We start from the raw sequence: 21,911 nt of genomic DNA, 5'->3' as shown, positions 1-21,911 counted from the left end.
ACGAACACAAATGCTTAAAAACTATATCAAAATCGCCTGGCGCAACATCTGGAAAAACAAACTTTTTTCAGCCATCAATGTCATCAGTCTGGCTATTGGGTTGAGTGCTTCGTTTGTGATCGGACTCATGGTGTATTATGATTTTAGCTTTGATACCTTTCACGAGGACGGCGATCGCATTTATCGTGTGGTAACCGATTTTGAAACGCCGCAAGGGAATTATAAAAACGGAGGGGTTACCCCGCCGATGCGTATCGCTGCTAAGGAGCAACTCACCGGTGTTGAGCAATCGGCTTATTTTTATAATTGGTGGATTTCTGAAGCTAAGGCCGAAGCAAACAAGCAAACCTTTAAAGATCCTGAACGTATAATTCTTACCGAAGCCAGCTATTTTGACATTTTTCAATACAAATGGATCGCCGGTTCTAAAGCAACGGCGCTGCAGCAACCCAACAGTGTCGTGTTAACCCGAAAGCGTGCTGAAGCATATTTTCCGAATATGCCTTTAGCAGCTGTAATGGGACAATCTTTGGTATATGATGGAACCATTTCAGCAACAGTTTCCGGGATTGTTGAAGATTTTGACAAGCGTACCGACTTACACTTTAATGAGTTCATTTCGCTAGAAACCGCAAAGCAAACCGAAAGCAGCGATCAGATTTTTGGTGATGATTGGGGAAACACCAATAATGCTTCGCAATTGTATATCAAGATCGCGCAGCAGAGTACGCCGGAGCAAATCAAAACGCAGTTGGCTACTTTGAGCGAAGCGCACGTTGATGCCGATATGCTCAAGTACAACAATAAGCGTACGTTCAATTTACAAGCCTTGTCTGATTTGCATTTTGATCACGAGTATGGCGCCTATGGCTATTCGGGTTATGAAGCCGATAAAGGTATTTTGATAAGCTTGGTTTTTGTGGCGCTTTTCCTGTTGCTTTTAGGCAGCATCAATTTTATCAATTTGAATACCGCTCAAGCAGCGAGTCGTGCTAAAGAAATTGGAGTGCGCAAAACCATGGGCAGCTCTAAACGTCAATTGGTGCTTCAGTTTTTAGGCGAAACCTTTCTGCTCACGCTTATAGCCGCTTTATGTTCTGTTGTTTTCTGCGTCTTAGCGCTTAAGGCTTTTGATAGTTTTATGGCTGAAGGAATTGAGCTGAGTCTTATGCTGACTCCTTGGTTTGCGGCACTAGTTGTCGTGCTTGTTATTGTGATCACATTATTGTCGGGTTTCTATCCCGGAGTCGTGTTGTCCCGTTTTAAACCGGCACGCGTGCTTAAAGGAAGCGTTTCGAGCAGCAAAGAAAAGGGCGTTTTGCGTCAGGTGTTAACCGTTTCTCAGTTTGCGATTGCACAGGTTTTTGTGATCGCCACACTCCTTGTAGGAAAGCAAATCTATTATATGATGCATCAGGATTTAGGGTTTAATACCGAGGCTGTTGCTTACCTGCAAACGCCATGGGATGATTTTTCAATAGACAAACGGCTTGTTTTAGAACAGGAATTGAAGCGTATTCCTGAAATTCAAAACGTGAGTCTGGGGGGTATGCCGCCTGCTTCATTCAATATGGCGACTCGAATGGGGATTTTTAAAAAAGACGGTCAGGAGCTTATTCAGGAACTACAAATTCTGAATGGTGATACCGAATACCTAAAGCTTTATGATATCGAATTGCTTGCCGGAAGACCAGCACTTAATGATACCATCGAAGAATATGTGATCAATGAAACCGGAATGCGTGCTTTTGGTTTTAAAGATCCTGAGAAAATTGTAGGGCAATATCTTGAACTCAATTCGCATCAACGATTGATCGTTGGAGTGATGCAGGATTTTAATCAGCGCTCGCTTAAAGATAAAGTGATGCCGCTGATGCTTACCGGAGATACCAGCCGAGATCGCCGTACCAATTTTAGAACACTGCACGTCAAACTTACCGGTGCATCTTCCGGTTGGCAAAATACCATTGCAAAAGTAGAGCAGCTTTATCAAGAGGTGTATCCCGGAGAGGAGTTTAGGCTCTCGTTTGTAGACGAGAGCATTTCAAAATTTTATAAGCAAGAGCAGCGTATTGCAACCTTACTCAACTGGGCGACCGGTCTTGCGGTGCTCATTAGTTGTTTAGGATTGTTGGGGCTGGTAATTCACACCACCTCACGACGCACCAAAGAAATTGGGATTCGCAAAGTGTTGGGAGCTTCCATTCTTCAAATCAATGCCTTGCTGTGTACCGACTTTTTAAAACTAGTCATCGTAGCCTATGTGATCGCGCTGCCCATTGCCTGGTGGGGATTACATCAGTGGCTCGAAGATTATGCCTATAAAACCGAAATGAGCTGGTGGGTGTTTGCCTTAAGCGGATTAGGGATGATGCTGCTTGCAGTACTCATTATGAGTTTTAAAACGCTGAAAGCCGCAATTGCCAATCCCGTAAAAGCACTGAGAACCGAATAATTCATCAATCAAAATCAATCCTTATGTTAAAGAATTATATCAAAATCGCCCTACGGAATTTATGGAAGGATAAAACCTTCAGTATACTGAATCTTGTAGGTTTGAGTACGGCCTTTGCGGTGGCCGTTCTCTTGGGAATGTATGCCTTTTTCGAACTTTCGTACGACGGGTTTCATCAAAATAATGCATCCTTATATCAGGTGTATTCCACTGAACAAACGCCCGAAGGGATCGTGTCAAGCGTTCCTAAATCGGTGCCTTTTACTCCGGCCTTACAAGAAGAAGTACCGGGAATCGCCCAAAGCACACGAGTTAACGGTAAAGGCGTTTTGGTCATAGCCGGTGATAAGGAATTGCGTATGAGTGCTGCCTACGTAGATCCTGATTTTTTCTCGATGTTTAGTTTTCCTGTACTTCGCGGAGTTGAAACGCAACCCACAAAAGACTTGAGTACTGTAACGCTAACGGAGCACGCGGCAGAACGTATTTTTGGCAAAGAAAGCGCCTTAGGTAAAACCCTGCGCGTCATCACCGAAGGAGAAGAGAAATTATTTACAGTAAATGCAATTACAGCAGATTTCCCCGATCAGAGCAGTATAAAGTTTGACTTAGCTTTAGATTTCAGTAATCAGGCTTCGTTCTCTTATGCGAGTATTAAAGACGATTGGAGTAAAGAGAATCACGAGGTTTTTGTACAGCTAGAGCAGGGGGTCACTCCGCAACAATTTGAGCAGGCAACCGCTCCGTTCACACAATTGCATTATAAAGAAGATCTAGAAGCCGCCAAGCGCGATGGAGCACAGCCCGATCAAAACGGAAACTACAAACAAATACGCTTACTGCCTTTTCAAGACCGAGCCTATGCCAATTTTGATTACGGAATCGCGCACGTAGATAAAGCGATGCCGTATTTGGTGCTAGGTGTGGGCTTTTTGATCTTGTTTATCGCTTGTGTGAATTTCATCAATATGAGTATTGCAAAAAGCACACAGCGTTTACGGGAAATAGGGATGCGTAAAACCTTAGGCGCCGGCAAAGCACAACTGTTTTTTCAGTTTTGGGGTGAAAGCATTTTTATTTTTTTGGGTGCTGCAATTTTAGGAGGTGCATTGGCGGCCGCTTTTTCAGATTCTTTTAAAACCTTGTTTTCAACTCGGGCTACTTTTGAAGCTGTTTTTAGTATTAAAGTGCTTTTAGGTTTTATACTGGTCTTTATGGTGATCACGTTGATTGCCGGTGGATATCCTGCACTGCTGCTTTCTAAATTAGGGACGCTTCAATCCTTAAAAGGAAAACTCAATCTCACGCGTAAAAATCGGGTGCGGGATGTGCTGATGGTCATTCAGTTTGGGATCGCGATTTTATTGATCAGTGGTACGTTTGTGCTTTGGCAACAAATCGATTTTATGCGGAATAAAAATCTGGGCTATAACAAAGAGCAAGTGATTTCAATACCGCTTAACGGAAAACGTTCTGATGCGCAGGTGATGCAATTACTACGGAATAAATTGCAGGCGTATCCTGAAATTTTAGACATCACGGCTTCTAATAACAGCTTGGGGCTGGGACGCGACGGAAGCTCCAGAACAAGCCAGATGGGATTTGAGTATAAAGGCCGTATGGTTACCACGCATATTTTGATGGTAGATTACGACTATCCTGAAACCTTAGATATGGAACTGGTTGCCGGCCGTAGTTTTAAAAGAGACTATGCTTCAGATAGTCTTGCGGTGTTGATCAATGAGCAAATGGCGGCCCAATTGCAGGAAAAGAATCCGTTGGAAACCCGGTTTATTATGGACGACAGCGTAGCTTACAATGTCGTAGGAGTGTTGAAAGATTACAACTTTCAGAAGCTTAACACTTCGGTGGCACCGCTCACGTTATTTTTAAAGCCCGACTGGAATATGCATTATGCTTATATAAAAGTGGCTCCTAATAAAGCGGCAACAGCACTTCCGCTTTTAGAAAAAGTTTGGGGCGAGATCGAGCCAAAGGCCGATTTTCTCGGGTCCTTTCTCGATGAGAATGTAGACCGCACGTTTAAAGCAGAAAAAAGAATGGCTACAATGATCACCAGCGGTTCGATCTTGGCGATTATCTTAAGTTGTATCGGGCTGTTTGCGATCTCCCTGCTCATGGTGGCGCAGCGCAAAAAAGAAATCGGTGTGCGCAAAGTGGTGGGAGCAAGTGTTCTTAGAATCACCCTGATGCTTTCTACCGACTTTTTAAAACTGGTTGCTGTAGGTTTTGCTATTGCTGTGCCGCTCGCGTGGTGGTTTGCTCATAATTGGTTGCAAGGTTATGCCAGTCACATCACCCTAAACATTTGGATTTTTATCGCAGCCGGGGCTGCGGCTTTATTCATCGCTTTACTCACGATCAGCTTTAGAACCATAAGGGCGGCTTCACAAAATCCTGTACGCTCTTTAAGAACCGAATAAGAACCTTAGAATAGAACTATAAATACATTATGCTTTTACAACTCAATCATATTTACAAGTGGGTCAAACAAGGAGGAAAACGTGTTTTCCTTTTAAATGACATCAGTCTTCAGGTAGAAGAAGGCGAATTTATCTCGATAATGGGTCCGTCGGGCTCGGGGAAGTCAACCTTGCTCAACGTTATCGGGATGCTTGACGAATTTCAGGAAGGCGAATATAATTTCCTGGACGAGTCGGTACATACGCTTAAGGAAAAACACCGCTCTAAACTCTATAAAGAATACATTGGTTTTGTGTTTCAGGCCTATCATTTAATTGATGAATTGACGGTTTACGAAAACATAGAAACGCCACTGTTGTACAAAAATATCAAGTCTTCAGAGCGTAAAGCTTTGGTAGCAGACATGCTCGACCGGTTTAATATTGTAGGTAAAAAAGATCTTTTCCCCAGTCAGTTGAGCGGGGGGCAGCAACAGCTTGTGGGGATCGCGCGTGCCTTGATCGCAAAACCCAAACTCATTCTGGCAGATGAACCTACCGGGAATCTCAATTCGAAACAAGGAGAAGAAATCATGCAGCTTTTTAAAGAACTGAATCAAGAAGGCGTGACGATCATTCAGGCCACGCATTCTGAAGCCAATGCCGAATATGGTAACCGAATCATTCACCTTTTAGACGGAAGCAAAACCAAGGCCTAATCAACCTTTTTTCCGACAATCGGGAAACATCAGCCTTGGGCTTGCTCAGGGCTGTTAGTTAAAATTCATCATCAATCAATTAAGTATGCTTATCAAATTGCTAAAGCACGCCTTTGTAGCTTGTGCTTGTGTTTATACGTTAAATGCACAAGAAACACAAAATATCAGTTTGCAAGCGTGTATAGAGATCGCACTGACTCATAACCTGGATTTAAAAGCTGCCGGTCTACGCGCAGAAACCGAAACCATTCAGTTTAAGCAAAGCCGCAATGCGCTGCTTCCGTCAATCAATGCCAATTATAATTTGGGGTTGAGCAATGGCCGAAGTATCGACCCGTTTACAAACAGCTATGTGAATGAAGAGCTGACCTACTCTAACGCCGGACTCAGTATTAATACGACCATTTTTGACGGTTTTCGAATTTTAAATACGCTGAAGCAAAACAGTCTCAATAAGGCTGCCGCCGAAATGGAAATCGAAGAAGCACGGCAGAATTTAGTGCTTGATGTGACTTTGAGTTTCCTTCAGGTACTTAACTTTCGGGAGTTAGTAAAACTAGCCGAAACACGCTTGATCACTTCTAAAGAGCAACTCAACCGACTTCATAAATTACAAGAAGAAGAAACCGGAGATCCTGTGGCTTATCACGATTTGCAAGGGCAAGTAGCTTTAGATCAAACCGCGGTAAATGACGCTAAGAATAGTCTGAACAATGCACTTGCAGATCTAAAATTTCTGCTGAATACAGAGCGTCCTATCGAAGCTTCACAACTGGTGCTTTTACTGGATCTTGAACCTCGGTCAGATACTGCAGATGCAGTTTATGAGGCTGCGTTGCACAATTTAGCAGCGGTGAAAGCAAAAGAATTGCGCGAGGAAGCAGCAGCAAAAGGAGTTGCGGTAGCCCGTGCTCAATATGCACCGCAAATCAGTTTGTTTGCAAATTTTGGAACCAATTATTCTAGCGCTGCGCGCCTGTTTGAAGACGCCGGAACGCAAACCGTACAAACCGGAGATTTTGTGCGCCTTGACGGGACCGATTATGCTGTCTTTACACAAGAAGGTTTGTTTGAAGCCTCTCCCATTTCGTACACCGATCAGTTCAACAACAACCTGAATAGTGCTGCGGGTGTTTCGGTGAGCATTCCTATTTTTAATGGCTTTCAGGCAAAGAATGCTGTACAATTGCAAAAGGTAAATCGCGATCAGGCTTCGGTGGTGCTGGAGCAGACGAAGCGTGCCTTAAAACAAAATATAACACGCGCTTACAATGATCTGGATACAGCATACTCAAATTTCCAACTTTTAGAAGCGCAGGTTGAAGCCTATGAAGAATCTTTCCGCATTAATGAAGTGAAATTCAATTTGGGTGTTTCTACCAGCGTGGCCTACATCACCAGTAAAAATAACCTTGACAATGCGCGTATTAATCTTACCAACGCGCGTTATGCCTATTTATTGACGTCACGAATCTTAGATTATTATAGCGGAAGGATCGCTATGTGATGCTTGTAATTTGCATTTCTGTCTTATTTTTAAGGTATGTGTAAGAAACACTATATCTAAAAAGAGTAGCACATGCAATCAAACGTAGGTCTGGTAATTGAAGAAAAAGCAGCAGATATTGGGAATTTTATGGTGGGCAGGTTGCTGCCGTTTAGAAAGAAGCGCGCCGTGGGGCCGTTTTTATTTATAGACCATATGGGGCCTGCTTGTTTAAAAGAATATCAAAATCTCGATGTGCCTCCACATCCGCATATTGGGCTTTCAACCTTGACCTATTTGTTTGAAGGATCTATTTTTCATCGGGACAGTTTGGGCAATGCGGTTGAGATCAAGCCGGGTGCTGTCAACTGGATGACTGCAGGAAAAGGAGTAGTGCATTCTGAACGCACTCCGGAATATCTGCGAGACGAATCTAAATTTCTACATGGTTTTCAGATTTGGGTCGGCTTACCTAAAGCGCTGGAGCAAAGCGAGTCTTCGTTTTATCATATTGAAAAAGAAGCTTTACCCAAGTGGGAAGAAAACGGAATTCAGTACAAGCTCATTGCAGGGGAAATTGAAGGGAAATCTGCTCCCGTTCCTGTGCATAGTCCGCTGTTTTTTATCGAAATAAAAACCGAAGCTGCTCAAAAAATTGACATAGGCGACCGACTTTATGGCGAAGTGGCGATGTATGTTTTAGAAGGCTCGGTAAAGGTTGAAGGAAACACTTACGGAACCAAACAACTTCTGGTGGCTAAAAAAGCTTCATTATGCGCTTTTGAAACTAATGAGGAAACTACCCTTTATTTGTTTGGCGGTGAGCCATTTGATGAAGAGCGTTTTATGTTTTGGAATTTTGTCAATTCAGATAAAGCTGTTTTAGAGCAAGCCAAAACCGATTGGAAAAATCAAAACTTAGACGCATTTCCTAAAGTCCCGGGGGATGAAGAAGAATATGTTCCGCTTCCAGAGCCTAGACAGTTTAAGTGATCTTCAAACTCAATCAAATTTATTGCGCTTTAAATTTTTTATATATACTAGCTTCTAATCATAGAAGTTTTAAGCTAAAATCCTGACCCCTTGTATTACCGCTTTCTTGTGATTTTCGTTCTCTTAATTGTAGGATGCACCTCTAATTCAAATACCGACCTAAAAACCAGCGAAGACCCTTCTGATTCTATCAGCTTCTATGATAAGAAAGCGCAGAATCTGGAATACAGTTTAGAAGAGCGAAAACATTTTGCGAATAAGGCCTTTGAAAAAGCGCATAGTGAGCTAAACACGAAGCGTTTTGCGCGCTTGTCTTACCAAAAGAACTATTTGCACTTATCATTAGGTGAGTACGATAGCTTGCTCGTTTACGATAGACAAATGAATCGCACGCGGTTTATGAATGCTCCCGCTATTTTGGCGATGCAGGAGTACTTGATGGGTTACTATTTTGAGGCCATCATACAGCAGCCCGATAGTGCTTTTGTGCGCTATAACCGATCTAAATTTTATTACCAGAAAGTGTCAGATAGTAACGGGATAGGAAAAGCCTTGTTAAATATGGGCGCAATTCAGAAAAGGCAAAATGATTTTTTTGGAAGTAAAGAGACCCTTACCGAAGCTTTAAAATATATCGATCAAGGTAAAAATGCTCAGACGTATTTCTCAACCTTAGACCGTCTTGCTCAAAATCATCGCAGGCTAAAAAATCTACAGGAAGCAGAAGCGCTCTATGATCAAATTTTACAAGGAGCACCTCGCGAAGATCTGCCGATTTATAAAAATAACTTGGCAACACTCTATATTGATCAGCAAGAGTATACAAAAGCACTTGAATTACTTAACGATATTCCGGCAGAAACCCTTGAGGATTCTAGTACTTTAAAGGCAAGAGTGCTTGATAATATGGCGTATGCGATGTGGTCTTCTAAAATTGAAACACCGTTAGAAGCTTTTTTTATTCCGTTAGAAATACGTAAAAAAGCCAATGATCACACAGGATCTATGGCTAGCTACACGCATTTAGGTGAGTTTTTTATGACGCGGCAACCGCAACGGGCTACAGCCTATTTTGATTCAGTTATAGGGATTTCACGCAAACTTCATGTCCCACGAGCTGAGCTGGATGTTCTACATTTTAAAATGAAATTAGATCCGGAAAATCTAAGGTATAAAGACCGTTATATAGCATTACGAGATAGTTTGTATGAAAGCGAACTCAAAGTCAAAACACAATTTGCTAAATACAAATACGACGACCAACTCAAGCAGGAAGCGCTTTTAAATCTTGAAAAGCAAAATGTTGAAAATGAATTAAAACTAGCCGAAGAGCGCTACACAAAACTTTGGATCATTGCCGCGTTGGTCGTAGCGATACTGCTTTCGGTATTGATTTATTTCAATCAAAAATACCGTGCAAAACGCTTAAAAGATGCGCATCGAATTGACAGACTTAAAGCCACCTATGATACCGAAGCTGCTATTTCGAGGCGTTTGCACGACGATTTTGGTTCGGGGTTAAATAATGTGATGTTGATGTTGCAGCGTAATGCCGGTAATGAGCAAGTGCTAGATCGTTTAGAAGGCTTATATGATCAAAGCAGGGATTTTTCGCGTACGCTCAACGAGATTGATACAGGAGCCGGCTATACACAAATCCTTTCCGGGATGTTGCGCGAGCAGACACCAGAGGGGACAAATTTGTTGTTGTTAGGCTACCAGCAGGTGAATTGGGATCGGCTTAATGCAGTGAGTAAGATCACGCTGTACAAAGTGTTGCGCGAGTTGATGATCAATATGCGTAAACATAGCGCTGCTCAACGGGTTACTTTAAAATTCAGTAATGCGTCGCAACAGCTCGAAGTAACCTATACAGATAACGGTCGCGGAGCGAGCACAGCAGACTTGCAGCTAAGAAATGGACTTCAGATTACGGAAAAGCGTATTCTAGCCATCGGCGGAACCCTTACTTTTGAAACAGAACCCGGAACTGGTTTTAAAGCGGTGATCAAATTGCCTTATTAAAAAGTAGGATTTATGTTTAAAAAAGTATTGATAGCTGAAGATTTTCAAGGAGATACCAAGAGCATCGTTGATACCCTTAAAGAGCAAACCTTTATTACTGAAGTTTATGAGGCGCAATACTGTGATACCGCATATACGCGCATTCAGGTAGCGCTTCAAGAGCAGCAGCCTTTTGAACTCTTGATAACCGATTTATCATTTAAACCCGGTAGCTTAACCCGAAAACTTACATCGGGCTACGCCTTGATCAAAGCAGTACGAGCTTTAGACCCGGAGATTAAGATCATTGTAAATTCTGTAGAAGATAATCCGGTTAAGATCAAAGAACTACTTGACGTTTATAAAATTGATGGTTATGTATGCAAAGGCAGAAGTAGCTTAAACGAACTCATACAAGCTGTAAAGCAAGCTTCTACAGGTGCTGTTTTTGTTTCGCCTCAAATCGATTTAAGCGAAAAGCGTAATGTTATTGAACTTGAAGAATTAGATCTTATCGTGATCAACGATCTCGCTGAAGGTTATAGTAAACGAGAGATACGTGAGCGACTCATCAAGCAAGGCATCAAACCCAATAGTGAGAGTTCTTTAGATAAGCGCGTAAGCAAACTCTTTATTCAGTTTGATGTAAAGAATTCGACGCATCTGGTCGCTAAACTCGCACGTCAGGGAATTATTTAATCGACTGAAGTTTACGCTATTCCCTTTAATTAAAAACCTTCAGAATCTAGAAGGAAGAAAATAAAAAGTTCACAAAAGATATAAAACGAAAAAAGCTCCTCAATTTCTTGAAGAGCTTTTTGCGGTCTGGACGGGACTCGAACCCGCGACCCCATGCGTGACAGGCATGTATTCTAACCAACTGAACTACCAGACCAATATTTTATGAACTTTGCAAGAGCAGAAGCGTTGATCATTTCCTTTCTTGCGGGTGCAAATATACATTCCTTTTTTAAGTGTGCAAACAAAAAATGAAAGTTTTTTTATTTCTTATAAAAACTGTTTTCGTTCTACTAAAAATGTGCTCAAAATTGGCGCAAAACCACGCTGTATATCAGCACTTACATAGGTGATGTTGTATTGCGCGCATCGCAGTTTAAGTGCTGTAAAATAATCACTTACGGCTTTGTTGTATCCTTCTTTTACATTGTCAGAAAAAACATCGATGCTTTTTCCGGTCTCTACATCTTCGAATCGCTTGGGTGTGCTGTCAAAATCAAAATTTAATTCGGTAGCGCTATCGTAGGTATGAAAAAGCACGACTTCGTGCTTATTGTACTTCAAATGTTGCAAAGCTTCAAAGGTCTTTTCTTGTTGTAATTCGTTTTGAAAAAGATCACTGAATAAAAACACCAGCGAACGTCGTTTCAATTTTTCAGCAATAAAATGAAGATTAGCGTAGGTATCTGTTTTTTGCGCTTTGTCGGGTTGAATTAAAACCTGATTCAATTGATCGAGCAACATATGATGATGGCGCTCACTTCCTTTTTCCGGAGCATAGTAATCAAACTGCTCTGCATAAATGCTGAGTCCAACCGCATCCCGCTGCTTCCTCATCAATTGCATAATAGCCGCACTTGCCAATACCGAAAACGCAATTTTATTAGGTTGATTAAAATCGGTTTGTTTGAGTTTAGGGTAGTGCATACTGCTGCTGTTGTCTATAATGAGATGACAACGCAGGTTGGTTTCTTCTTCGTAGCGTTTGGTGTATAACTTGTCTGAACGTGCGTACAGCTTCCAATCGATGTGCTTGGTACTTTCACCCGTATTGTAAACCTTATGCTCTGCAAATTCTGCAGAAAAGCCGTGAAACGGACTCTTATGCATCCCGCTAATAAAACCTTCTACCACTTGACCGGCGAGCAGTTCCAGATTATTGAAACCGGCAATGCTGTTAAGATGCGCCTGTAGATCGATCACGTTTGTGGTTTAGGTTTCGGGGTTTTCAGATTGCAACTCGCAGTATCAGTTGACCGTATTTCGGATACTGCCTACTGCTACTGCAAGCTGCTTACTGTTTTTTGATTAAACGATTCCGTCTACGATTCCGTAGGCAACAGATTCTTCTGCACCCATCCAATGGTCACGGTTAAAATCTTTCATTACTTTATCAAAATCCTGCCCGCAGTTGTCAGCAAGAATTTTTGCACTCAACTCTTTGGTCTTTAAGATTTCCTGAGCGGTAATTTCAATGTCGCTTGCTTGTCCGCGTGCACCACCACTTGGCTGGTGAATCATCACACGGGCGTGTGGCTGAATGAAACGACGTCCTTTTTCACCTACCGAAAGTAAAATACTTCCCATACTCGCAGCCAGGCCGGTGCAAATGGTAGAAACCGGACTTTTAATCGATTTGATCGTATCGTATATTGAAAATCCTGAAGTCACATATCCTCCCGGGCTGTTGATGTAAAATTGAATTTCGTCGTTGCTCAACGCGTCCAGATATAATAAGCGATCTACGACGTGTTTTGCACTTTTATCGTCTACCTGACCCCATAAGAATACTTTGCGTTCTTCTAATAATTTAGCATCGATGAGATCTTGTGGTTTTCCTTTTTTAGTTTCCATTTTCTGAATTTTATTTGAATAGCGCTATGGCTTTTTCTATAGATTAACGTACAAAATTTAGTCTAACAAGTATACGCATTTAAGATATGAATTGCTCGTAAAATCTTGCAGAGACTGCTTGCATACAGCTAAAGTTTTACCTCGTAAACGGAGTTAGACAAGCCTTTGAAGATTAAACCCTTTAGCGTCGTTAATAAAAAAGGTCTGACGCTACGTCAGACCTTTTTTATAATGTACGTGTTTACTCAAATCAAGAGTATAAACTCTTAAAGTAAACCGTCAATAGCTTCTGTGTATACATTTTTTGGAGCAACACCTACCTGGCGACCTACAACTTCACCGCCTTTAAACATCAAAACGGTTGGGATGTTACGCACACCATACTTAGCAGCAAACTCCTGATTAGCATCAACATCAAGTTTACCTACAACGGCTTTACCATCATACTCTGTGCTGATCTCTTCAATTACAGGTCCTACCATTCTACAAGGTCCGCACCAAGCAGCCCAAAAGTCTACCAATACAGGCTTGTCAGATTGTAATACGGTTTCTTCAAAATTTGCGTCTGTTATTTCTAGTGCCATTTTAATTCTGTTATTAGGTTATAATGCAAAATTAGTCAATTATTTTTCCAAAGCTTACAACCAGCGAATTAGATTTGACTATGTTTTAATCAGTTAAATTGATTTTTGAATGCCTTAAGATCATATTTCGATTTTGGGCTGATCTATTGTTTTGCCACTAGTTCAATTTAAAACTAAACCGTTGCGCTTTTAATTCATTCAATAATGCGCTGCTGATTTTTACCTTTTTCTTTCTACTTGGCATTTGTAGCGCTATTTTTTCTTTGGGTTCAAATACGTAGAAATGCAAATTATGATCGCCACGGTGATTAAATAAAGTTTCACGCAATTGCTCGATGCGGTCGCCTTGTACTTCTTGCAGATCCAGATTGATCGTAAGCTTTTTGCTAAAGGTTTCCATCACGTCTTGCAGCTGCATAAAGTTGTTGAACTGCATTCTCGGATCGCCTTTTTTACCCGTCTCGCGGTTGGTCCATCCCTCACGAATAAATACACGCATATGCACAAAGGAGTTGGGGATTAGAAAGTGCCTGAACTTGAGGTACTCTTCGCCAAACATTCTAAACTCAAACGACTCGTCAAAATCTTCAACCGTAAAAGCAGCCCAGCCTTTTCCGTTTTTAGAAACCCGGTGTTGCACGTCGCTAATGACCCCACCAATGGTGAGTTCGCGGTTGAGATGCATTTCCAGATTATTAAAATCACTTATTTTTCCGTTACAGAAATTATCCATTTCCAGTTTGAAGTCATCCAGCGGATGTCCCGAAATATAAATACCCACCACTTCTTTCTCGCGGCGTAGTTTTTCCATCGTTCCCCATTCTTCACAAGGAGGCACCACCGGCTCGGGAATCTGAACTTCACTGGCTTCGCCAAACAGACTTACCTGTGCTGAGTTTTCATTCTCTTGAAATTTGGCACCATACTTCACCGCTTTTTCCAGAAAAGTGATGCCGTCGCCTTCATCTTTAAAATATTGCGCACGATGTGTAGGCATAAAACTGTCGAAGCCACCGGCAAGTGCCAGAGATTCAAAAGCTTTTTTATTGGCAGCACGCAGGTCGATACGTTTAGCCAAATCAAACACACTGCGATAAGGGCCATCCTCCCGGTTTTCAACAATCGTTTTTACGGCATTGGCACCAACACCCTTTACAGCACCCATTCCAAAACGCACCGCACCACGATCGTTAACAGTAAATTTTCTGAACGATTCATTCACGTCAGGCCCCAAAACTTCAAGTCCCATACGTTTACATTCTTCCATAAAGAAGGTCACCTGCTTGATGTCGTTCATATTGTTTGACAGTACCGCAGCCATATATTCGGCAGGGTAGTGGGCCTTGCAATACGCGGTCTGGTAGGCGATCCACGCATAACAGGTAGAGTGCGATTTGTTAAAGGCGTATGCAGCAAAAGCTTCCCAGTCTTTCCAGATCTTTTCGAGAATCTTTCGGTCGTGGCCGTTTTTCTCTCCACCATCTAAGAATTGTGGTTTCAGTTTTTCCAGCAGGGCAAAGATCTTTTTACCCATCGCTTTACGCAAAACATCGGCATCACCTTTACTAAAGCCTGCCAGTTTTTGCGACAGCAGCATCACCTGCTCTTGGTAGACCGTAATCCCGTAAGTCTCTTCCAAATACTCTTCCATCGCAGGAAGGTCATACTGAATTTCTTCCTCCCCGTGTTTACGCGCGATAAAACTCGGGATGTATTCCATAGGTCCCGGGCGATACAGAGCGTTCATTGCGATAAGATCCTCAAAAACCGTAGGTTTTAACGCCTGCATGTGTTTTTGCATCCCCGGTGATTCGTATTGAAAGATCCCAACCGTATCTCCGCGCTGGAATAACTCATAGGTTTTTTGATCATCTAGCGGAAAACTGTCGGGGTCCAGATCGATCCCGTGCTTATGTTTTACCAGTTTTACCGTGTCTTTGATCAAGGTCAGGGTCTTCAGACCCAAGAAGTCCATTTTTAGTAGACCGGCTTCTTCTACGACCGAGTTGTCAAACTGGGTGACGTATAAGTCTGAATCTTTAGCGATAGAAACCGGAACGAAGTTGGTGATATCGTCGGGTGTGATGATCACCCCACAGGCGTGAATCCCGGTGTTACGTACCGAACCTTCCAGCTGGCGCGCTTGTCTTAAGGTTTGTCCTTCAAGATCGTCACCTTCAGCGAGGTTTAAAAGTTCGTTGACTTTGACTAAATCTTCAGAACGGAATTTCTTTTTTAAGTCGGCTTCACTCTGCCCAAAAATCTTGGCGAGTTTCGACATATTAGGGATCAGCTTGGCGATACGATCGGCATCACTTAGCGGAAGATCTAAAACCCGCGCGGTATCTCTGATCGAAGATTTTGCCGCCATCGTACCGTAGGTGATGATCTGCGCCACCTGATTGGCCCCATATTTATCGATCACATAATCCATAACGCGGCTTCGGCCTTCATCATCAAAGTCGATATCAATATCGGGCATACTCACACGATCCGGATTCAGGAAACGCTCAAAAAGCAAGTCGTACTTGATCGGGTCTATATTGGTGATTCCCAAGCAATAGGCTACCGCACTACCGGCAGCAGAACCCCGACCGGGACCTACCGAAACGCCCATATTGCGGGCTTCACGAATAAAGTCTTCCACGATCAAGAAATATCCTGGATACCCGGTATTTTCAATAACGCTGAGCTCAAAGTTGAGGCGCTCTTCAATATCTGGAGTGATCTCAGGATAGCGCTGGCGTGCACCTTCAAATGTGATGTGTTTTAAGTATTTGTTTTCTCCGCGCTTACCACCATCCTGCTTGTCTTCTTCAAACTGAAATTCTTCAGGAATGGTAAAGGCCGGTAAAAGTACGTCACGTGCCAGAACAAAAGCTTCCACTTTATCAACGATCTCATCAACGTTACTTATGGCTTCCGGCAGATCAGTAAACAACGCTTTCATCTCGTCTGCCGACTTGAAGTAGTATTCTTCATTGTCAAGACCAAAACGATAACCGCGGCCACGACCTTTTGGCGTAGCCACTTTTTCGCCATCCTTCACGCATAACAAAATATCGTGTGCGGGAGCGTCTTCTTTGTCGATGTAAAAGGTGTTGTTGGTCGCTACCAGTTTTACATCATGTTTTTTAGAAAATTCGATCAAGGTTTGATTCACACGATCTTCATCTTCCTGACCGTGACGCATCACCTCGATATATAGGTCATCACCAAAAGTTTCCTTCCACCATAGCAGGGCTTCTTCGGCTTGTTTTTCACCTACATTCAGCACCTTGCTGGGGACTTCTCCATACAGGTTACCGGTAAGCACGATGATATCTTCTTTGTAGCGCTCAACGATCTTGCGGTCTATACGTGGCACGTAGTAAAAACCATCGGTGTAGGCGAGGGACGCCATTTTTGCAAGGTTGTGATAACCGCGTTTATTCTTTGCCAGAAAAACGATTTGATATCCGTTGTCTTTTTGGCTTTTGTTGGTGTGATCCTGACAAACGTTAAGCTCGGCACCCACGATAGGTTTGATGATGGTTTCCGTAGGTTCTTCACCGGCTTCTAAAAGCTCGTCGTTTTTCTTTTGCGCTGCTTTGTTATGTGCGGTCAAGGCTTTCACAAAGTGGAAGGCTCCCATCATATTACCCATATCGGTGATTCCCACCGCGGGCATTTTATGTTTTTTTGCTGCTGCCACCAGATCGTGAACACTGGCAGTAGACTGAAGAATAGAGAACTGTGAGTGGTTGTGCAAATGCACAAAATCTACCTTGGCCAGTTGCTCTTTATTCTCCTTGATTTCTTCTTTTGAAATATCGGCCTGATCTGCTTTTTGCAGCTCTTTGCGAATTTCGTCTGAAGCCTTTTTGAGGTTGATGTGTTTTAAGCCAATAAACTCAATAGGCTGCGGATTGGCTTCTGAGAAGTTCTCAAAATATCCGGCGGGAACGTCTAATTCTTCCTGCGTAAAAATGCGTCTGCGCACCAGTTCAAAAAAGCAACGCGTGGTTGCCTCCACATCGGCAGTAGCATTGTGCGCTTCTGCAAAGGGTTGATTGAATAAGTACTGGTGTAACTCGGTTAGTGTGGGTAATTTGAATTTACCACCACGTCCACCGGGAATCTGGCAGAGTTGTGCTGTGGTTTCGGTACAGGTGTCAAGAACAGGTAATTCTTGTAGTTGATTGGTAACATCCAATCGATGGAATTCCGCTCCCATAATATTAACGTCAAAGCCCACGTTTTGACCTACCACAAATTTGGTGCGTTCAAGCGCCGCTTTGAATTTGCCTAAAACTTCACCAAGAGGTAAACCATCACGTTGTGCGAGTTCGGTAGAAATCCCGTGGATACGCTCGGCATCAAAAGGAATGTCAAATCCGTCAGGACGAATTAAATAATCCTCGTGCTCGATACAGTTGCCCATATCATCGTGCAGCTGCCAAGCGATCTGGATGGCTCTTGGCCAGTTGTCAGAATCGGTGATGGGAGCGCTCCAGTTCTTGGGTAAGCCGGTAGTTTCGGTATCAAATATCAGGTACATCTCTGGTTCTCTTTGGGTTATTTTTTGCGAAGTCGCAAACGCGGAAAAGTTTAAAATTAAAGAAAAACAGAGGCTTTAAAAAGTTAAGATATGAGGAGTTATTAACGGGGTATTTGAGTTAAACTGCCTCAGGGAAATCTTGAAGTATTAATTCTTTTGACAATACAAATAAAAAGCGCCTTGATCGTGAGATCAAGGCGCTTTTCAACATTTACTTTCGGTTGGCTAATTCAAATAAATGTGTTTATGCCATAACTTCAAAGGCTTTTACTTCTTCTAATGTGCCTTTGATTAGGTCTAGTTGTGTGTTTAAAATGGCTTCCGTTGTTGGTGGGAGATTTGGATTTTCGAGAATAGCATTGTACTCTTCGATCGCATTTTTTTCTCCACGGATGGTTTCTTCTAAAATCGCTTCTTCACTATTCTTAGATATGGTCGATTTTACATTCATCCATAAACGGTGCGCATCTCCGGCTACACTGGTTCCTTTATCAGGACTTTCGCCGTACACTTTTATTTCATTTTTGATTTGATGCCCAAAGTCGTAACGTTCTTTTGCTTTACGCCCAAAATATTCTTTTAGCGTATTGTCCTTTACGTTTTCTTCAGCCAATTTATAACCGGCTTCGGCATCGTAATTTTTGGTTAATAGTTCGTTTAAATTGTTCGAAATTTTCTCAGTAAACTTCATCTTCTATCTTCTTTAAATTAGCGAAACAAATTTTTGGTTGGTGGGATGTGTTTCGTTAACATCCATTCTTAATATAGCGATTCAATACTCTGAAAACAAATACATTAAGATTGTTTAACGTTAGGTTGGTTAGTTTAACACAATTTAAAACTGAACCTGAAAATCTTCAGGTTCAGTTTCTGTTTTTATGCAAGTACTTCAAGCGCTTTCGCCTCGTTTAAAGCATTTTTCACCGAATTGCGCTGTGCGGTAATGATCGATTTTGTAGATGAAGGAAGGCTCTCTTCTTTCAAAATCTCATCATATTCATCTACTGCAGCGCGCTCGCCGCGAATAGCTTCTTCTAGTACAGCTTCATCTTTATCTGAAGTTAAAGCTGTTTTTAAATCCATCCATAAGCGATGTGCATCACCGGCGAGGCTTGTTCCTTTTTCAGGCTCTTGTCCAAAAGTTTTTAGTTCTGCTTTTAATTCGTGACCAAAATCATAACGGTCTTGCGCACGACTTAGCAGATAATTTTTTAATGCTGAATTTTCTACTTTCTCAGCAGCGTTTTTATAACCTGCTTCGGCATCATAATTTTTCTCTAGTAGTTCGTTGAGCTTTTCGCCCATTTTATCAGAATAACTCATAGCTTAATTTTTTTTTTGGTTTAGACTTCAACTTATGCTGAAATCCACTACTAAAGTATTCAGGAGCACGCTTATATTCTTGCAATTAACAGGGTTTAACCTGATTTAAGGCAAATTAACAGCGGGTTTAAGAAGAATTCTGTTAAAAAAATAACGCCCGACTGGGAGCAGCCGGGCGTTGAAAATAGGGTTGGGTGTTTAAATTTAATTTCGGTCAAAAGCGGTATCAATGCGTGCGATTAAATCTTCAAAATGATATTTTGTAATCGTGTCGCCAGAATAATTTTTTCTTCTATTCAAGTCGCGACGTAATTGCGTAAGCACACCGCGCATCAACGCGCTTACGTCTGACTTCAACACTTCGTCTTCTGCAGCTTTTTCCTTTTTGATATATTCTGAAGCGATATCTACAAATGCACGCTGTAAATTACGACGGTAAGCATCGGTTTTTTGAGCAGCATACAATTCGCTGAAAATTCCTTTGCGTAGATCGGTCATCAGCTCAAGAGGCGTGTAGGCTGAATTTCCTTCTTGTTCTACGGTGCTCACCATACGGTTGATGCGATCTACGCTAAGCAGACTTCCTAAAGCACGTGTTTGTAAATTCTGAATGCGTTCAATAGCACCGTCTGATTCTATTCGGTTTAAAATTTCCTCATCAAGAAGCCATTCTGGAGTGGTGAAGGCATGCTCATTTAAGAATGCCACCGCTTCCTCTTGAATGCTTTCAGGAACCGGCTCATACACCACACCCTCCTGATCTGCTGTTTTGCGGGTTTCATAAATTCCACCAACATTAGTGATCACGTGATAAACATAACCTCTCCACAGTCGGGTTAATTCGCCATAAACTTCGTCAAGATCGTCGTAGCCGTAACCGTCTTTAGTCGTCCAGTCAATTAAGTTAGGAACGACCTTTTTCATATTTGCCAATCCGTATAAACTGGCTTTGATGTTATCGTCTCCTAAACTTTCGGTTTGTGAATGTGGATCAACACCTCTTGAACTGCCAAACTCATACCAAGGATTTCCTGCTTTTTCAAGAATCCATTGGTCTAAGGTAGGTTTTTCAGCTTCAGGACTGTCTGCTTCCGGAAGATAGCGATATCCCCAGTTCACAGCATAATAATCGTAAGGCCCCATCATTCTGATATAGCGAACACCTTCGTCTTCGGGTTGCGCTACATAATTTACACGGGCATAATCCATAATCGAAGGCGTTAAGCCATATTTCTGTGTAAACGAAGCGACACGTAAAGAGTCTGTTGGGTAAGCAGAACTAGCTTTCATATTGTGAGGAAGACCGATCGCGTGACCTACTTCGTGTGCGATTACCATGCGCATCATTTCGCCAATTTCAGCTTCAGGAGTTTCTAAAGTTCTTGCAGCCGGATTCTGAGCACCTGCTTCGATCATAAAGCGGTTGCGATAAGAGCGTAGGTGATTGTGATACCAGATCACATCAGATTCTAAAATCTCACCGGTACGTGGGTCAGATACTGAAGGTCCAACAGCATTTCGGGTGGTACTCGCCACATAGCGAATTACAGAATAGCGCACATCTTCAGGGCTAAATTCTGGATCTTCTTCCGGAGAAGGCGGGTCTTTTGCGATTATGGCATTTTTGAAACCTGCTTTTTCAAAGGCGGCATTCCAATCTTCGATTCCTTGTTTAAAATAAGGTCTCCATTTCATAGGAGTCGCAGGATCTAGATAGTACACGATAGGTTTTACCGGTTCTACGAGCTCGCCACGTTTGTAAGCTTCGATATCTTTAGGGACCAGTCTCCATCTTCTTAAAATGCGATAATCATCAGATTTAAGCGCATCAGAATCGTAATCGTATTTTCTAAGCGTGAACCAACCTACACGCTCATCAGCAAGACGTGGTTGCATCTTATCTTCGGGAAGAAGAATCATCGACTGATTCATTAAAAAAGTAAGCGTACTTGCCTGATCGCGTTGTGGCGGTTCTTCGGCTTCGTAAGTCATTACGTGTTTGATCTCAACATTTTGAGGATAGGCGTGTGCCGATTCGATATAGCTACGATTGTTGTCAAGTCTACGTATTTTATACTGTTTTCTTGATCTTGGTGAAACCGCATTGATTGCCGCGATATCTTGTGTGAATAATTTGGTCACATCAATCACTACACCTGTAGAATCGGGTGTTTTGGTCTCAACCTCTGCACTAAAAAGAATAGGAAAGAAATTATTGGCCTCAACCGATTTGCTGATCGGGCTGTCTTCATCACTTTGGTTCTCAAAACTGATCACACGCGCGTCTACATAATTGCCGCGTTTTGACCATCTAATGACTTGCTCATTTACTTTGGAGCCGGCATTAACGTAGCCTCCACCATAGCCTGAAGGTACTTTTGCGATACGACTCACCAGCAGCATATCTTTACCCATCAAGCTGTCTGGGATGGTAAAATACAGTTTGTCGTCAACCTTGTGGGTGGTAAAAAGACCGGCATCTGATTTTGCTTCGGCAGTAATTACCTTGTTGTAAGGTTTGAATTTGGACTTTTGTTTTGTTGAAGAATCTGCTGTGGAGGTAGTTGCAGCAGTTTTTTGTGTTTTACAGCCGTAAAGTGTGAGTCCGGCAGCAAGCACAAGAGAAAATCGTTTTAGCATCATTAAAAATTTAGATGCTGAATTTACCCATTATTATTGAAAAAAGGCCTTTATTAAAAGGCCTTTAGTAGTTGAATTTATGTCCCGTCCTGAAATAAGTTGACACAAATTCGACTTATTTATGAAAGACTCAGAAGGAGCTGAGAAGAAAC

Annotated in this window: 14 protein-coding genes and 1 tRNA gene; 7 read left to right on the top strand and 8 right to left on the bottom strand. The window is 42.2% G+C overall.

What is annotated here, in order from left to right; genetic code table 11:
• The first annotated feature begins 10 nt into the window (after positions 1–10).
• The 7 genes from WA338_RS17145 (at position 11) to WA338_RS17115 (ending at position 10,779) form a co-directional block, all read left to right on the top strand.
• Positions 11–2,455: an ABC transporter permease gene (locus WA338_RS17145; protein ID WP_273419662.1), complete on the top strand. Its 2,445-nt coding sequence runs from the start codon at positions 11–13 to the stop codon at positions 2,453–2,455.
• 23 nt (positions 2,456–2,478) lie between these two features.
• Positions 2,479–4,899, top strand: a complete 2,421-nt coding sequence (locus WA338_RS17140; RefSeq protein WP_336094301.1) for an FtsX-like permease family protein — start codon at positions 2,479–2,481, stop codon at positions 4,897–4,899.
• A 29-nt stretch (positions 4,900–4,928) separates the two neighbouring features.
• Entirely contained in the window at positions 4,929–5,597 is a 669-nt protein-coding gene (locus WA338_RS17135) for an ABC transporter ATP-binding protein (protein WP_167598696.1), read from the top strand.
• A gap of 85 nt (positions 5,598–5,682) precedes the next feature.
• Positions 5,683–7,104 carry a TolC family protein gene (locus tag WA338_RS17130; RefSeq protein ID WP_272985093.1) on the top strand — a complete coding sequence of 474 codons (1,422 nt, stop codon included), beginning with the start codon at positions 5,683–5,685 and terminating at the stop codon, positions 7,102–7,104.
• Positions 7,105–7,176: 72 nt separating this feature from the next.
• Positions 7,177–8,076 carry a pirin family protein gene (locus tag WA338_RS17125; RefSeq protein ID WP_272985092.1) on the top strand — a complete coding sequence of 300 codons (900 nt, stop codon included), beginning with the start codon at positions 7,177–7,179 and terminating at the stop codon, positions 8,074–8,076.
• A 90-nt stretch (positions 8,077–8,166) separates the two neighbouring features.
• Positions 8,167–10,101 carry a tetratricopeptide repeat-containing sensor histidine kinase gene (locus WA338_RS17120; protein WP_273005057.1) on the top strand — a complete coding sequence of 645 codons (1,935 nt, stop codon included), beginning with the start codon at positions 8,167–8,169 and terminating at the stop codon, positions 10,099–10,101.
• 12 nt (positions 10,102–10,113) lie between these two features.
• A complete protein-coding gene (locus WA338_RS17115; protein ID WP_272985088.1) occupies positions 10,114–10,779 on the top strand; it encodes a DNA-binding response regulator in 666 nt (221 codons plus the stop codon).
• Between the two features lie 122 nt (positions 10,780–10,901).
• On the opposite strand, the gene WA338_RS17110 is transcribed toward WA338_RS17115, so the two are convergent.
• The 8 genes from WA338_RS17110 to WA338_RS17075 all read right to left on the bottom strand — a co-directional run bounded on the left by WA338_RS17110 (position 10,902) and on the right by WA338_RS17075 (position 21,759).
• A tRNA-Asp gene (locus tag WA338_RS17110) sits at positions 10,902–10,975 on the bottom strand.
• A gap of 113 nt (positions 10,976–11,088) precedes the next feature.
• Entirely contained in the window at positions 11,089–12,018 is a 930-nt protein-coding gene (locus WA338_RS17105) for a DUF58 domain-containing protein (protein ID WP_040533126.1), read from the bottom strand.
• A gap of 108 nt (positions 12,019–12,126) precedes the next feature.
• Positions 12,127–12,672, bottom strand: a complete 546-nt coding sequence (locus WA338_RS17100) for a ClpP family protease (RefSeq protein ID WP_009778736.1) — start codon at positions 12,670–12,672, stop codon at positions 12,127–12,129.
• A 266-nt stretch (positions 12,673–12,938) separates the two neighbouring features.
• Entirely contained in the window at positions 12,939–13,256 is a 318-nt protein-coding gene (gene trxA, locus WA338_RS17095; protein WP_009778737.1) for a thioredoxin, read from the bottom strand.
• Between the two features lie 157 nt (positions 13,257–13,413).
• Entirely contained in the window at positions 13,414–17,796 is a 4,383-nt protein-coding gene (gene dnaE, locus WA338_RS17090) for a DNA polymerase III subunit alpha (protein WP_272985086.1), read from the bottom strand.
• A gap of 244 nt (positions 17,797–18,040) precedes the next feature.
• The gene (locus WA338_RS17085; protein ID WP_272985084.1) at positions 18,041–18,487 is read right to left on the bottom strand and encodes a ferritin-like domain-containing protein; all 447 of its coding nucleotides are present in this window, start codon (positions 18,485–18,487) and stop codon (positions 18,041–18,043) included.
• Positions 18,488–18,672: 185 nt separating this feature from the next.
• Positions 18,673–19,119: a ferritin-like domain-containing protein gene (locus WA338_RS17080; RefSeq protein WP_009778740.1), complete on the bottom strand. Its 447-nt coding sequence runs from the start codon at positions 19,117–19,119 to the stop codon at positions 18,673–18,675.
• A 204-nt stretch (positions 19,120–19,323) separates the two neighbouring features.
• The gene (locus WA338_RS17075) at positions 19,324–21,759 is read right to left on the bottom strand and encodes a zinc-dependent metalloprotease (protein ID WP_009778741.1); all 2,436 of its coding nucleotides are present in this window, start codon (positions 21,757–21,759) and stop codon (positions 19,324–19,326) included.
• Positions 21,760–21,911: the final 152 nt, after the last annotated feature.

The organism is Leeuwenhoekiella sp. CH_XMU1409-2, from assembly GCF_037029365.1.
Lineage (GTDB): Bacteria > Bacteroidota > Bacteroidia > Flavobacteriales > Flavobacteriaceae > Leeuwenhoekiella > Leeuwenhoekiella blandensis.
Note: the sequence above shows the minus strand (reverse complement) of the source record. Positions and strands in the feature narration are given on the sequence as shown.

Excerpts from the sequence above, each read along its gene's own strand:
- WA338_RS17125 (WP_272985092.1), top strand. The coding sequence starts at position 7,177 with ATGCAATCAAACGTAGGTCTGGTAATTGAAGAAAAAGCAGCAGATATT.
- WA338_RS17135 (WP_167598696.1), top strand. The coding sequence starts at position 4,929 with ATGCTTTTACAACTCAATCATATTTACAAGTGGGTCAAACAAGGAGGA.
- WA338_RS17130 (WP_272985093.1), top strand. The coding sequence starts at position 5,683 with ATGCTTATCAAATTGCTAAAGCACGCCTTTGTAGCTTGTGCTTGTGTT.
- WA338_RS17145 (WP_273419662.1), top strand. The coding sequence starts at position 11 with ATGCTTAAAAACTATATCAAAATCGCCTGGCGCAACATCTGGAAAAAC.
- WA338_RS17100 (WP_009778736.1), bottom strand. The coding sequence starts at position 12,672 with ATGGAAACTAAAAAAGGAAAACCACAAGATCTCATCGATGCTAAATTA.
- WA338_RS17075 (WP_009778741.1), bottom strand. The coding sequence starts at position 21,759 with ATGCTAAAACGATTTTCTCTTGTGCTTGCTGCCGGACTCACACTTTAC.
- WA338_RS17085 (WP_272985084.1), bottom strand. The coding sequence starts at position 18,487 with ATGAAGTTTACTGAGAAAATTTCGAACAATTTAAACGAACTATTAACC.
- WA338_RS17115 (WP_272985088.1), top strand. The coding sequence starts at position 10,114 with ATGTTTAAAAAAGTATTGATAGCTGAAGATTTTCAAGGAGATACCAAG.
- dnaE (WP_272985086.1), bottom strand. The coding sequence starts at position 17,796 with ATGTACCTGATATTTGATACCGAAACTACCGGCTTACCCAAGAACTGG.
- WA338_RS17140 (WP_336094301.1), top strand. The coding sequence starts at position 2,479 with ATGTTAAAGAATTATATCAAAATCGCCCTACGGAATTTATGGAAGGAT.
- WA338_RS17080 (WP_009778740.1), bottom strand. The coding sequence starts at position 19,119 with ATGAGTTATTCTGATAAAATGGGCGAAAAGCTCAACGAACTACTAGAG.
- trxA (WP_009778737.1), bottom strand. The coding sequence starts at position 13,256 with ATGGCACTAGAAATAACAGACGCAAATTTTGAAGAAACCGTATTACAA.